The organism is Teretinema zuelzerae (assembly GCF_021021555.1).
In the GTDB taxonomy this organism is placed as follows: Bacteria; Spirochaetota; Spirochaetia; order Treponematales; family Treponemataceae; genus Teretinema; species Teretinema zuelzerae.
Genome location: NZ_JAINWA010000003.1, coordinates 1,796,933 through 1,811,374, shown reverse-complemented (window position 1 = coordinate 1,811,374; position 14,442 = coordinate 1,796,933). Strand labels below are relative to the sequence as shown.

Genomic DNA, 14,442 nt, shown 5'->3' with positions numbered 1-14,442 from the left:
ATTTTTCGCGCCAATGTACGCAATGCAGGTTAAGCAAATGTTAGTCGGACGCCTACGGCGCCGAGGAAAAGAAAGAATATGTTAGGCAGGAAAAGGAATTTGTGCATACAAGCTATGCATGAAGAACCGTATACTCGAGCAGATATGCTCTGTTGCGCTTAAAAGATCCTTTAAGCTTGATGCGAAACAAAAACGCTCTCTTCAGAATATGAGGGAGTGTAAAACAACCCGGTATGGCGGCCGAGTTGTGCAATGCACAAAATGTGGAACAATCGCAACTGTATATAATTCCTGTAACCAACGTGGTTGTCCTATCTGTTATAAAGCGAACCAGAAAAGATGGGAGGATAAGGTATTAACATCTGTTTTAAATGTTAATCACTTTCATTTAGTCATATCAATTCCACAGGTTTTCACTGGCGTGTGGCTCAGAAATAAGAAAGATTTCATGAACGCTTTTTTCGAATGTGTAAAGCGTGCAATAAATAACATATCGAAATATTATGGAATAACCCCTGGATGTATAGCGGTATTTCAAACACATGGAAAGGGGATGTCTTATAAACCGCATATACATTGCGTGTTATCTGATGGTGGACTGACTGGTAACGGTGACTGGATGCCGTTAGGAACGATATCATATACGCGAATTACTGATGTGATAAAAGAATATCTTGTTAAGGAATTACAGAGAAAACATATACAAGATATTCCTGAACAGAAGGATATTAATGATCGTGAATGGAATGTATACGCAACATATTATCAGGGAAATGTACAAAAGATAATAGGATATTTAGCACACGCCGCTAAGGGTGTAGTGATAAACCTTAATCAAGAATTGGTGGAAAACGAAGAGAAAGGAACATTTAGTTATATTGAACGTCATGCAGGGAAAGAGACGCGGATTGAGTTGGATAAGGAACTGTTTGTATCTCGATACATGAATCACATACCTGTCCCTCATACTGTAACAGTACGGAATTATGGATTATACTCAAACCAATACAGTGATAAGTTAGAAAAACTGCAGAAAATATTTCCGATGGAAATAGAGATGGAAGAAGCGGAATTTGTAGATCATTGTCCTATATGTCATGCGGCAATGGAAATCATTATGACCTTGGAACCGTATGAAGAAGTTCCTGCACATGAAATATTGTGTAAGATAAAGCTTCCTGAAACGTAAAGAGAATGGGTGTAAGAGTATAGCGACTCCAAGATAGTAAAAGACCTGGTAAAGATATGTCCAAAAAAGAGAAATGAAAGAAATAAATGTGAAAGAGATATAATAAAAAAAGAAACTAGTACAAAAGATGATGAGTATAAGTATTAAAAGCAGCAAATAGTAGAAAGAAACCTGTAAAATCTTCCAAATCAAATCATTTGAAATGCAATAAGAGAGAAGCGACTAACAACTGCTTCAACCTGACTTATTTGCTTGTCACGGATTTTTGCACTTCGCTACGCTCGGCAAAAACCGTGCCAAACAAAACGCAGGTTAAGCAAATGTTGGACGGACGCCTTCGGCGCTGAGGAAATAAAAATGAATGATGATCAAATGTCTAATATCATAGCATTAATAGCAATAGCAATTTCAGTTCTATCTGCAATCGCAGTAACCTATTTATCTGCATGGGTTACATATAGAAATGATAAGCGCAATCGAAAAAGAGAGTACATTAACAACCTTTTACAGGAATTCTATGGACCGTTACTTTCTGTATTAACAGAAAACTCAACTTTATATAAAGAATTTGGTCCGCCTACAATTATTGGAAGATCTGTAGAAATTGCAGCTGCAAATGGTGATAGGTGGAATTCAATAAAAGAAGATGTAATTATTCCAAATCTTAAATTCGCACGATCGTTATTGCAAAAATACTGGATTCAAATTGATATTGGTAAAAAACAATATCTTAAAGACCTAATGCTTCATTGTACTGCATTCTCTGAATATGATAAGGCTCCTAATGAAATGTATAGTAAATATAAATACGACACAAATTGGTATAGTAAATTAGCAAATGAAATTGAAGAAGTCAAAAAGGAGTCAGTATTATGAGTACTAGCATCTATTGGATGAAAAAGCAGCTTTTGGATAAATTAACAATTAAAATCACTAGCGAAAATACTGGCGAGTTTACTTTCGAAGGCAATAAAATGATTCTATATTGTCCAACCACAGATGAATATGAAATAACAAGTAAAGTAATATTTAAAGCTTCACAACTAAATGCTGATATTTTAGCTTATCCTACTCAGTGGTGCAGAGCAACTAGAGAAGCTGTTGAATATGGTAGATCACTTGGAATTAAGGTAATTCCATTTGGAAAATTTATTAGTGATTATGGAAATAGCTAAAACAAGGTTCTATATATTTGGATCATATTTAAAAAATCTCAATTATAACGATATTGATGTTCTAGTTGTTATTCCAAGGATTGAAAACATCAATATGATTAATGAGAATATTCACAAGTTATCCATTGAGAATCCGATGAATATTGTTCATGTACAAATCTATTTAAGTAGTGAATATTACAATATCGAGAATAAGTTTTCCTATGAAAAAGTTAACCATGAGATTAGTAGTGATGAGTTTATAAAATTATATAAGATTCGTCCAACAACTGCTTCAACCTGACAATTCCTGTTGTCATGAAAATTGCAGTCGCTTCGCTCGGCAATTTTCACGCCAAGCCCTTCGGGCCGGAATTGCAGGTTAAGCAAATGTTGGATGGACGCCTTCGGCGCGCGAGGAATTAAAGAACATGATTATAAATGATTTAGTATGTACTGGAATTACAAAAGGTATGTCGATTGAGTTTCATTCATCAATGAGATCAATAAATGACACTAGCTGTACTCCCGAAAGTATTATTACAGATTTAAAAAGTATTATAACAGCTGAGGGCAATATAATTATGCCTGCTTTTCCATTATCAAAATGCTTGCCCTTAACTGAGCATGATGTATCATTAGAAATTGTTACTAAAAATAAATGGTTGGATGAAAACCATAATGAAAGAACCGATATGGGAATTATTGCTGACATTTTTTGTAAAATGCCAGGAACAGTGATAGGAACTGGACAACACAGAATGGCAGTATGGGGTAAAAATGCCAATCACTATGTAAATGATTTAATGGATTTTGTAGATGATAATGGTTATGGATTATTAGTTGGTGTTGATATTAGAAAATTAACCGCGATGCATTATGTGGAAAATAATATTCCAGAGGATGTTTGGCCAAAACTATTTATGCCAATGAATGAAGAAATTCATAAAATATATAATCAGAATGATTATTTCATCTCAACAGAAATGCTGCCAAAATATCATAAAGGTTGGTTAAAAGTACAAAAAATTGCAGAAGATAAAGGGTTGATAACTCGAAGTAAAATTGGTAATGCGGATAGTATGTTTTTCAGAGTTAAAGATGTGATAGCTATTTATGAAAATGAACTGAAACATAATATTAGTGAGTTATTTGATATTGATCTGTGAGGATCATCCAACAACTAGTTCAACCTGACATTGCTATTGTCACACTTTTTGCAGTCGCTTCGCTCGGCAAAAAGTGCGCCAATTGACGCAATGCAGGTTAACTAAATGTTGGATGGACGCCTTCGGCGCGCGAGGAATTAAAGAATATGATTCTTAATGATTTAGTAAGTACTGGAATTACAAAAGGTATGTCGATTGAGTTTCATTCATCAATGAGATCAATAAATGACACTAGCTGTACTCCCGAAAGTATTATTACTGATTTAAAAAGTATTATAACAGCTGAGGGCAATATAATAATGCCTGCTTTTCCATTATCAAAATGCTTGCCCTTAACTGAGCATGATGTATCATTAGAAATTGTTACTAAAAATAAATGGTTGGATGAAAACCATAATGAAAGAACCGATATGGGAATTATTGCTGACATTTTTTGTAAGATGCCAGGAACAGTGATAGGAACTGGACAACACAGAATGGCAGTATGGGGTAAAAATGCCAATCAATATGTAAATGATTTAATGGATTTTGTAGATGATAATGGTTATGGATTATTAGTTGGTGTTGATATTAGAAAATTAACCGCGATGCATTATGTGGAAAATAATATTCCAGAGGATGTTTGGCCAAAACTATTTATGCCAATGAATGAAGAAATTCATAAAATATATAATCAGAATGATTATTTCATCTCAACAGAAATGCTGCCAAAATATCATAAAGGTTGGTTAAAAGTACAAAAAATTGCAGAAGATAAAGGGTTGATAACTCGAAGTAAAATTGGTAATGCGGATAGTATGTTTTTCAGAGTTAAAGATGTGATAGCTATTTATGAAAATGAACTGAAACATAATATTAGTGAGTTATTTGATATTGATCTGTGAGGATCATCCAACAACTAGTTCAACCTGACATTGCTATTGTCACACTTTTTGCAGTCGCTTCGCTCGGCAAAAAGTGCGCCAATTGACGCAATGCAGGTTAACTAAATGTTAGATCGACGCCTTCGGCGCTTAAAAACTATATAAAACAAAGTGAACAAATTTAATCAGAATATAAATCAGTTATTAGTATGCAAATTTTGTACTAATGTAGTGCTTTACAAAGATAAAATTTTAATGAGTAAAAAAAGTATGAATGTAATGTGTTAAAGATTTTTTATTAATAAAAAATTAACGATAGCAATAATTCAATTTTGTAATTCTCACTACGTTGATTCACAAAGCTTCAAGTATAGTTTATGGTCATTCATTACTGTTTAACAGTAGTTATAATACAAAAGGAGTTTTTATGGAATCAAAGACAAAGGAATTTACTCAAAAAGTAGAGGATGCTCAGCGGCTATTAATTAGAAGGATTATTCCATGGGGGATTATATTTATTACTTTTATTGTTTTAGGAATAATTGCTAGTTTCTCTCCAGAAAATGAAGGAGAACCTGTTATTGGATTAGGTGTAGTAATTGGCTATTTTCTGTTTTGTATTCCATGGCTTTGGAATGACATTAAAAATAACTTTAGAAGATCAATGGTAGAAAGTGAATACAATAGTAACCGACCAAGATTTGGTCTCGATGCTGGTGATGCAATGCCAGCTATAAGATCAATGATTTTTGCTGGTAAATTAACGTTAACAATTTTTCTAGTTCCGTATAAAGTAGTACAAACAGTTCTTATTGTGATTAAAAAATAGGGATCTAACAACTGCTTCAACCTGTCAATCCTATTGTCATGAAAATTGCTTCAGGCTGCGCCTGGCAATTTTCACGCCAATATACGGATTGCAGGTTAAGCAAATGTTAGGTACACGCCTTCGGCGGGCGAGGAAAAAAATGAAAGTGCTTATGAAACCAGATGATAGTTGGACGATTTTGTGTGAAAGGCGTGGCAAAAAAATATTCAATGAGAAACCGTTGCTTTATTATTTATACATCACAAACGATAATAAATATGTGGAATGCCAGCCATTATATGATGAAGAAAGTATGTATTATTCAGGCGGACCAACAGAATATGTAGAAGTAGATAAGGATTATGTAATAGAAAGATACCCAAGTATTTTTAATAGTTAATAATAAGGATGGTTGATAATGAGCTCCACAATAATTTCTCCTTGGGAAGATCATACAGAACAAATAAGTCCAAATGAGAAAATAAAAGCAGAATATATGAATGGATGCGAAGTTGCTATGGGTGCACCGACTCTTGGTGAATTGTGGTTAATCTATAATAATTCTAAGAAAGAAAAAATTAGTGATAATGCAGGTGCTTCATTTATTTGATCAGATAATTCAAATTATCTTGCATATTCTGAATGGACAAAAGATAAAAATCAATTTGTACGAATTATAAAAATAGATGGAATGATTGATAAATATATTAATAAGGAAATGAGTGTTATTCAATTTGAATCTTTTGAGAACAATATTCTTAAAGGAATTGATTCACCTATTTATCACCCTCATAGCTTTTCAATAGATGTAAATAGTTTGTTTGAATAGAAGAAAAATTACCTAACAACTGCTTCAACCTGACATTGCTATTGTCACAAAACTTGCTAGTCGCTTCGCTCGGCAAGTTTTGCGCCAATGTACGCAATGCAGGTTAAGCAAATGTTAGGCACACGCCTTCGGCGGGCGAAGAAAATAATATAAGGTTCTTTGTATGTATGGTAATTTTATGTTGAATGAATGTAAAATAATAAGACACCAAATTTAAGGCAAATAAAACTAATATTACGCAGACTATGTATGCATAAAAATATAAATAAGTGGGGTTATAATGTCTGATGTTATTATTGCTTTTTCATCAACTCTTCTTGGTGCATTTCTTGGTGTATATATACCAGTTATTATCTCGAAATTGGTGGAAAAAGGAAATTGCAAAAGATATCTGAATTTATTATTTATAAAAGCATGTGTATATTATAATAATGTCATTAAAATTAATAATCTAATAAACCAAGGTTTAATTGTTACAGAGAATACAAAAAATGATTACAGAGAAACTATAAGCAATAATATTCAAAATCATTTTAACATTTCCGACATTATTCCAGATCTATATTGGAAGTATATAAAACCAGAATTCCAATTTAGTATCATACAAAATGATATAAATATTAAAGTCATGCATACGAACTTAATTTCTACAAGATATGTTAGACGTGATAAATTTGATATAGGAATTAATTCACTTTTAGAGGTATCAGCAACAAGAATATGGATAATATATCAAATATTAAACAATTCGAATAAAGAATTTTCGCAAGTAGAATTTAATCAACTTATTAGTAGAAGTAGTAAAGATAAATTTGAATTACTTAAAAAAAAGTAATTTTGCAACAAAAAATTGCCTAACAACTGCTTCAACCTGATAATTCCTTTTGTCACACTTTTTGCAGTCGCTTCGCTCGGCAAAAAGTGCGCCAATCCCTTCGGGCCGGAATTACAGGTTAAGCAAAATGTTAGGTGGACCCTTCGGGCAGAGGAAAATAAATGGATCAATGCATAAAATCTATTGAATCTTTACTAATCGCGAATAACTATAAAAAGCATAAGCGATTCTTTTATAAAGAAGGATGTGATTTTACCGTGGTTTTAGATATACAAAAAAGTAGTTCTTCAAATAATGAAAATGTAAAAATGACTATTAATTTTGGATTAATTATCAAAAATATTGATGGAATTATTCCAACAGATATTAATGTAATAGTTAAAGCAGATCAATGCAATGGTAAAAGTAGAATTGGACATTTGTTGGGTAAAAATGACTGGTGGTTTTTATGTAAGAGAGATCAAGATATAAAAAATGAAAAATACATATACAATGAAATATTGCAATTCTTATTAATTTGTGAATCAATTATTGAAACCAAAGAAATTTATAAAGAGAAAATAAGAAAGCAAATATTTATTGTAAAACCAGAATACAGGGATTTGTTTATTAAGGAAATGATAAAAATAGAAACTAATAATATCCAAATAAATAGTTAACAACTATAAATGATTAAATTCAAGTTCTTCAGAAATAAATTGTGTAAGTTAATGTAGTTATAGTTAATATGAATTTTAGTATTCATGAAGAATTTCACCTAACAACTGCTTCAACCTGACTCGGCTATGTCACGATTCTTGCTGGTCGTCGCTGCGCTCCTCGGCAAGAATCGCGCCAAAATGCCTCGCAGGTTAAGCAAATGTTAGGTGGACGCCTTCGGCGCAGGAAGAATTATGGAATTACCTTATAAAATTAAAATAATTAATTCATTAACAGTAAAAATTGGTTACTCTTTACTAATGCTGTCTGTGTTATCTGTTTCTGTGTTTTTATTAATAAACGTGTTAGATATGTCAAAATATCTTAATCTAATTTCTGTTTCTGTAATACTAACCACTGTAAGCTATGTAATTTTTAGCACAATGTATAGATTATTCACCGAAGTAATCATATCTGATGATCTAATTGAAATAAATAATCTATTTAATAAATACACAATCAATAAAAATGAAATAATTGGTTATCAAGGTGGTTTGTGTTCATATGTAGACCCGAAGCTTAGGTTTAGGAATTTTTCTTACTCAAAATATATATTCACAACTGATAAAAGAATATTTCTTTTTATTGAAGATAATAAAAGTGCTCATTACTTCAATAATTCAGATGAAAAAAGACCGATTGAAGTTATTGATAATATTAATAAACAATTAGTTAATGGATTAAAAATAAAACCTGTAGTATTAAAGGGTACTTATACTTTACTGTTTATTTCTTTTTCAATGCTTTCTGGTTGGTACTTATCACTAAATAAAATAAGTGAATTAGATAGAATTATTATATTGAGTTCTGGGATATTCATGCTTGGATATTCACTAATAAGAATAGTGTTATTCTTTTATACTTTTATTATTAAGAAAACAAATATTGTTTTATACGAAGATAAAATGAAAATATCTGATCGTTGGAAAAACAAGTTATATAGTTATAAAGAAATTAAAGAAAACAACAAGGAATTATTCTTTATTAAATACAATAATTTATTAAAACTTATAATTGGAAAGTATCTATTTAATGGTAATGAATATATTACAAATAGAGTGTTTTTTTAGTTTAAGAAATTTCACCTAACAACTGCTTCAACCTGATAATTCCTTTTGTCATGAAAATTGCAGTCGTCGCTACGCTCCTTTGTGGCAATTTTCATGCCAATCCCTTCGGGCCGGAATTACAGGTTAAGCAAATGTTATCCCCACGCCTTCGGCGGGCGAGGATAGAAGAACTAAAAACGCTTATAAATCTCGAATTATAATTTGGATTACTGTGCAAGCTCTCGCGACAAATGCTGAAGATCCATTAAAAATAAAACAGCAAAGCAGTGTTCCGTTTTCACTTCCAAGAATTTAAGGCGACTGTAGGACGTTGCTTTTCAATTGATTTTAACATCTTGAATTGAAAAGATCCTGGATATAAGGTTTTTAGATTACTGTGGTTATTCAGCAGTAAAATGAGAATCCTGCACAATTGGTTTCGAGAAATAACCTTACAGTGGCTTGTATGAAGCAAATCAAAAATAAGTAACTGATTCAGTTACTGGTTATCATTCTATTGTTTTATACAATAGGATCTTGATGTTTTGCAGAAACGAATCAAGATAATTGGACTGGATTTGGTCTTATATAATAGAAGAAAAGAGATAAAAATAAGAAAAATGTTTTGTATAAAGCTGCTGTAGAATAAAAACATAACGGAGCTTTCTGTAGGAAATATTTTTGTTGCGTATTAAAATTTAAGACGTTGGTAACGTTTGTAAAAGTAAAAAGCTTAGTACACAAATTAGTTGGAAACGAAGCTACAGCAGAACTGAAACCAAAAATTGGATAACAACTATTTCAACCTGACATTGCTATTGTCACACTTTTTGCTAGTCGCTTCGCTCGGCAAAAAGTGCGCCAATGTACGCAATGCAGGTTAAATAAATGTTAGGTTGACGCCTTCGGCGCAGAGGAGAAAAGTATGAACACAAGTAAAGTTATTTCTCGGCGATCAAATCTTGTTATGATTTCTGTTTTAATCACGATTATCATAATAGTATTTTCAACAGTCAGTTTTCTATATGTAGTAAATGATATTCAAAAATTAACTAATTTTATTAATAGTACTGGTTCAATTAGAGGGGGAATTCAACGTGTTACCAAATTGTATTTATTGAATCAGGACATAAAAGAATCAGTAAAAATGATCGATGAAACAAATTTTATATTATCAGATTTTGTAAATTCGAAGACCGGAGTGTTTAACAGTAATGATAAAGTTGAAATTTCAAACCTACTGCAATCTTGGACAGAATATAAAGAGATTCTTAAGAATAATCAAAAAGATCGAATATTAAATAGTAGCGAGAATTTATGGAAGTTATCAAACATTGTGGTAAATAAAATTGCAATAAAAACTCATAACCACATTGCTTTACAGTATTTGTTTTTATTTCTATTATTTGCGATTGTATGTATTTTAGGACTTGTTGGCTTTTTTATCAGAAAAGTTGTTCAAGAAAACATTGAAAAAAAGGCTTCTCACGATCAATTAACAAACCTATTAAATAGAAATTATTTACATCAAATATATAATGTAAAACTATCAGATAGTTTAAGGAAATCAAGCTTTCTTGCTGTTTTAATGTGTGATATTGATCATTTTAAGTATGTCAATGATACTTTTGGACATGATGTTGGAGATAAGGTTTTAAAAAGAATAGCTGAAATAATGGTAGAAAATACTCGTGAGAATGATGCAATTTTTAGATATGGAGGCGAGGAGTTCTTAATACTTGTGTCGTTTACGGAAATACCACAATTAATTCAATATGCTGAGAGATTGCGTAGTAGTGTAGAAAGTACTGAAATTATAGAGCATAAAATAACGATTAGTGTTGGTGTATCATTAATCGATGATAAACAAGAACTAAAACAACATATACTTCGTGCTGACACAGCGCTGTATAAAGCAAAACAAGCGGGCCGCAATCGAGTAATTGTAAATGAATTAAACCTAACAACTGCTTCAACCTGATATTTTCTTTGTCACATTTTGTGCTGTCGCTACGCTCCTTATGCACAAAATGCGCCAAGCCCTGCGGGCGCGAAAATACAGGTTAAGCAAATGTTATCCCCACGCCTTCGGCGGGCGAGGATGGAAGAACTAAAAACGCTTATAAATCTCGAAATATAATTTGGATTACGGTGCAAGCTCTCGCGACAAATGCTGAAGATCCATTAAAAATAAAACAGCAAAGCAGTGTTCCGTTTTCACTTCCAAGAATTTAAGGCGACTGTAGGACGTTGCTTTTCAATTAATTTTAACATCTTGAATTGAAAAGATCCTGGATATAAGGTTTTTAGATTACTGTGGTTATTCAGCAGTAAAATGAGAATCCTGCACAATTGGTTTCGAGAAATAACCTTACAGTGGCTTGTATGAAGCAAATCAAAAATAAGTAACTGATTCAGTTACTGGTTATCATTCTATTGTTTTATACAATAGGATCTTGATGTTTTGCAGAAACGAATCAAGATAATTGGACTGGATTTGGTCTTATATAATAGAAGAAAAGAGATAAAAATAAGAAAAATGTTTTGTATAAAGCTGCTGTAGAATAAAAACATAACGGAGCTTTCTGTAGGAAATATTTTTGTTGCGTATTAAAATTTAAGACGTTGGTAACGTTTGTAAAAGTAAAAAGCTTAGTACACAAATTAGTTGGAAACGAAGCTACAGCAGAACTGAAACCAAAAATTGGATAACAACTATTTCAACCTGACATTGCTATTGTCACACTTTTTGCTAGTCGCTTCGCTCGGCAAAAAGTGCGCCAATGTACGCAATGCAGGTTAAATAAATGTTGGGCCGACACCGCTTGCGCGGTGCGGGAAGAGAAGAGAAGATACCCGAAAACATGGGCAGAAACGTACATTTTTGATTACTTAGTTCACGTGAACAAGTCCATTCTCGCTGAGATCACACAGGTTATGAATAGCCCGCTTTTCTTTGCAAGCACAGAACAAAGAAAAGCGGTAGAAAACATGCATACGTGTCGAACTGCTGCACGAGGAGGACGCATCGTCCAATGCCCTAACTGCTATACCAGAACAGTAGTGTATAACCCATGCAATACGCGTGGATGTCCAATCTGTTCAAATAGAAATAAAGTGTTGTGGCAAAAGAAGGTTAGTAAAAAGCTCTTGCCTGTAAGCCACTATCATTTAGTTTTTTCTATGCCGGCAGCATTTACAACAACCTGGCTAAGGAACAAGAAAAAAGTAGCAGAAATATTATTTAAGAGCGCTAGCAAAGTTATTGCGGAATTACGAGCAACAACAGGTTTATTATGCGGAAGTGCTTTAGATTTTCAGTCGCACGGAAGAGGAATGAGTTATAAACCTCACATACACTGCATTCTCAGTGATGGTGGGATAAATCAGAACGGAAAATGGGAAAGGCTCAGGACACTCCGCTACACTGAAATGGCAAATAGATTTCATGAGATTGCTTATCAAGAATTGCTAAAACAGATTCATATAGAAAGTTTACCCAAAACAAAAGATATTAAAGACAACGAGTGGCGTATATATCCGGAGTATCATCGAGATACAGGAAAAAGCATAGCTGGTTATCTAGGTCACACTTCGTGTGGTGCAGTAATAAACTTAAAACAGACCTTTGATATAAATGAAAACACTATAGGTTTTAGCGAAACACATAATGGAAAACAAATAGAAACAGTATTAGGGAAAAAGGTATTTGTTGAACGATATCTAAATCATATACCGCCGGCGGGATTGGTTACAATTCGATACTATGGATTATACTCGAATCAACATACGGATGAGTTAAAAGCAATAAGAAAAGAATTTGAAACTGTTTTAGAAACAGAAGAAGAATCGGTAATAGATCTGTGTCCGAATTGTCAAAATCGAATGTATACAGTTGTACTGTTTCCTGCAAATACTGATCCTGAAGACATAGAACAATTATGCAGCCATGGACCGCCAAGATTACTTGGTTCACATGCGTACAATTGATTTCTCAAGTAGGATATGGGTTGCGAAGCTATATTCAAAGTTCAATAATCAGTATAAAAAAGCTATAATAATGTTCGTAAAATATGAAATGCATAAAATAAGTAAAGAGCACTCTAGAAAATTGTTTAGTTCTTTACATTATTAGCTGATAAAAAACTTAATGAAATTATCTTAGGATTTGCCCAACAACTGCTTCAACCTGACATTGCTTCGCAATGCAGGTTAAGCAAATGTTATCCCCACGCCTTCGGCGGGCGAGGATGGAAGAACTAAGAACGCTAATAAATCTCGAAATATAATTTGGAATACGGTGCAAGTTCTCGCGACAAATGCTGAAGATACATTAAAAATAAAACAGCAAAACAGTGTTCCGTTTTTACTATCAAGAATTTAAGGCGACTGTAGGACGTTGCTTTTCAATTGTTTTAACATCTTGAAGTGAAAAGATCCTGGATATAAGGTTTTTTAGATTACTGTGGTTATTCAGCAGTAAAATGAGAATCCTGCACAATTGGTTTCGAGAAATAACCTTACAGTGGCTTATACGAAGCAAATCAAAGTCAAAAAATGATTCAGGCGTTGATTATCATTCTATAGGTTTATAAAACAGGCTGTTGTTGGTTATGCAGAAACGAATCAAGATAATTGAACTGGATTTGGTCTTATATAATAGAAGAAAAGAGAAAGAAAAAATAAGAAAAATGTTTTGTATGAAGCTGCAGTAGAGCAAAAGACAAAACGGAGCTTTTTATAGGAAATATTTTTGTTACGGAATAAAATTTAAGACGTTGGTAACGTTTGTAAAAGTAAAAAGATTAGTATAAAAATTAGTTTGAAACGAAGCTACAGCAGAATTGGAACCAAAAATTGGATAACAACTAGTTCAACCTGACATTGCTATTGTCACATTTTTTGCAGTCGTCGCTACGCTCCTCGGCAAAAAGTGCGCCAATGTACGCAATGCAGGTTAACTAAATGTTAGATTGACCCTTCGGGCCGAAGAAAAAGAAAAAACACCCAGTTTTCTTTATAACAAATATGATAGGACCATCTATGTTTTAATAGTCTATGTTACTGATCTGATAAAAATTATAATAAAAATGTACTAAAAAGATGGTAAGAGTATTAAATAAACATTAAGATGATTTTTTTATTGATTTCAATGTAAATGATTTTGATGCAATAACTATTAATGAATAAATTCTGATTATTACATATATAATAACTGATATATTTTAGAAATTAGTCTAAATTTGTTCATAATTTACTAAATATTTTGTCTATACGGAGGTGATGTATAAATACGTACAAAAATATTATCAATCAAACATAAGTTTATTTGTGAAATAGTAAAAAGTATTAAAGTGCTTATTTTTGGAAATGAATCAAGGAGTAATTAAAATGCAATCAACCAGTTCAATTATTGCCTTTGCAATTGTAATAGTTTTGTTCATACTCTTTTCAAGAGATGCTGAAAAAAATAATATTACATTAAGTAAAACAACCAAAGTATTGTTTCTTTTAACATTTACAATGCCGTTTGTAGTAATTTGGTATTTCATTAAAAGAAGAAAAAAAAACAAAGAAAAAATCTAACAACTGCTTCAACCTGATAATTCCTCTTGTCACACTTTTTGCTAGTCGTCGCTATGCTCCTCGGCAAAAAGTGCGCCAATCCCTTCGGGCCGGAATTACAGGTTAAGCAAATGTTAGTTCGACCAATCTACACTTATTAATAGAAGAAAAAGAAATAGATTTGGAAGAAGATTGTGTATAACTGAAGTAAACTATCACTGAAAATAGACTTAAGAAAAAGTTCAACAGATGATAACACTCTGGAAGACGGTTATACAGTTT

At 32.4% G+C, this 14,442-nt stretch carries 15 protein-coding genes; all 15 read left to right on the top strand.

Annotated features, from left to right (window positions below):
• Window positions 1-118 precede the first annotated feature (118 nt).
• The 15 genes from K7J14_RS15165 to K7J14_RS15095 all read left to right on the top strand — a co-directional run bounded on the left by K7J14_RS15165 (window position 119) and on the right by K7J14_RS15095 (window position 14,181).
• Complete coding sequence (locus tag K7J14_RS15165; RefSeq protein WP_230758381.1) at window positions 119-1,189, top strand: IS91 family transposase; 1,071 nt, start codon at window positions 119-121, stop codon at window positions 1,187-1,189.
• Window positions 1,190-1,546: 357 nt separating this feature from the next.
• The gene (locus tag K7J14_RS15160; RefSeq protein WP_230758379.1) at window positions 1,547-2,065 is read left to right on the top strand and encodes a hypothetical protein; all 519 of its coding nucleotides are present in this window, start codon (window positions 1,547-1,549) and stop codon (window positions 2,063-2,065) included.
• Window positions 2,062-2,364 (top strand): hypothetical protein, encoded by a 303-nt coding sequence (locus K7J14_RS15155; protein ID WP_230758374.1) that lies wholly within the window; start codon window positions 2,062-2,064, stop codon window positions 2,362-2,364. Before K7J14_RS15160 ends, K7J14_RS15155 begins: the two co-directional genes overlap by 4 nt.
• Complete coding sequence (locus K7J14_RS15150) at window positions 2,351-2,647, top strand: nucleotidyltransferase domain-containing protein (RefSeq protein ID WP_230758372.1); 297 nt, start codon at window positions 2,351-2,353, stop codon at window positions 2,645-2,647. The genes K7J14_RS15155 and K7J14_RS15150 overlap by 14 nt, the downstream gene beginning before the upstream one ends.
• 127 nt (window positions 2,648-2,774) lie before the next feature.
• Window positions 2,775-3,512, top strand: coding sequence for an AAC(3) family N-acetyltransferase (locus K7J14_RS15145; protein WP_230758370.1), 738 nt, complete (start codon window positions 2,775-2,777; stop codon window positions 3,510-3,512).
• Window positions 3,513-3,658: 146 nt separating this feature from the next.
• Window positions 3,659-4,396 carry an AAC(3) family N-acetyltransferase gene (locus K7J14_RS15140; RefSeq protein ID WP_230758368.1) on the top strand — a complete coding sequence of 246 codons (738 nt, stop codon included), beginning with the start codon at window positions 3,659-3,661 and terminating at the stop codon, window positions 4,394-4,396.
• A gap of 406 nt (window positions 4,397-4,802) precedes the next feature.
• A complete protein-coding gene (locus tag K7J14_RS15135) occupies window positions 4,803-5,204 on the top strand; it encodes a hypothetical protein (RefSeq protein WP_230758366.1) in 402 nt (133 codons plus the stop codon).
• A gap of 139 nt (window positions 5,205-5,343) precedes the next feature.
• Entirely contained in the window at window positions 5,344-5,583 is a 240-nt protein-coding gene (locus K7J14_RS15130; protein ID WP_230758363.1) for a hypothetical protein, read from the top strand.
• Between the two features lie 18 nt (window positions 5,584-5,601).
• A complete protein-coding gene (locus K7J14_RS15125) occupies window positions 5,602-5,793 on the top strand; it encodes a hypothetical protein (RefSeq protein ID WP_230758360.1) in 192 nt (63 codons plus the stop codon).
• A gap of 499 nt (window positions 5,794-6,292) precedes the next feature.
• On the top strand, window positions 6,293-6,847 hold the full coding sequence (locus K7J14_RS15120; protein WP_230758357.1) for a hypothetical protein: 555 nt from the start codon (window positions 6,293-6,295) through the stop codon (window positions 6,845-6,847).
• Window positions 6,848-7,008: 161 nt separating this feature from the next.
• Window positions 7,009-7,506 carry a DUF4304 domain-containing protein gene (locus K7J14_RS15115; RefSeq protein WP_230758354.1) on the top strand — a complete coding sequence of 166 codons (498 nt, stop codon included), beginning with the start codon at window positions 7,009-7,011 and terminating at the stop codon, window positions 7,504-7,506.
• Window positions 7,507-7,740: 234 nt separating this feature from the next.
• Complete coding sequence (locus K7J14_RS15110) at window positions 7,741-8,616, top strand: hypothetical protein (RefSeq protein ID WP_230758351.1); 876 nt, start codon at window positions 7,741-7,743, stop codon at window positions 8,614-8,616.
• 904 nt (window positions 8,617-9,520) lie between these two features.
• The gene (locus K7J14_RS15105) at window positions 9,521-10,576 is read left to right on the top strand and encodes a GGDEF domain-containing protein (protein WP_230758347.1); all 1,056 of its coding nucleotides are present in this window, start codon (window positions 9,521-9,523) and stop codon (window positions 10,574-10,576) included.
• Window positions 10,577-11,496: 920 nt separating this feature from the next.
• A complete protein-coding gene (locus tag K7J14_RS15100) occupies window positions 11,497-12,585 on the top strand; it encodes an IS91 family transposase (protein ID WP_230758340.1) in 1,089 nt (362 codons plus the stop codon).
• Between the two features lie 1,401 nt (window positions 12,586-13,986).
• A complete protein-coding gene (locus K7J14_RS15095; RefSeq protein WP_230758337.1) occupies window positions 13,987-14,181 on the top strand; it encodes a hypothetical protein in 195 nt (64 codons plus the stop codon).
• Window positions 14,182-14,442 lie beyond the last annotated feature (261 nt).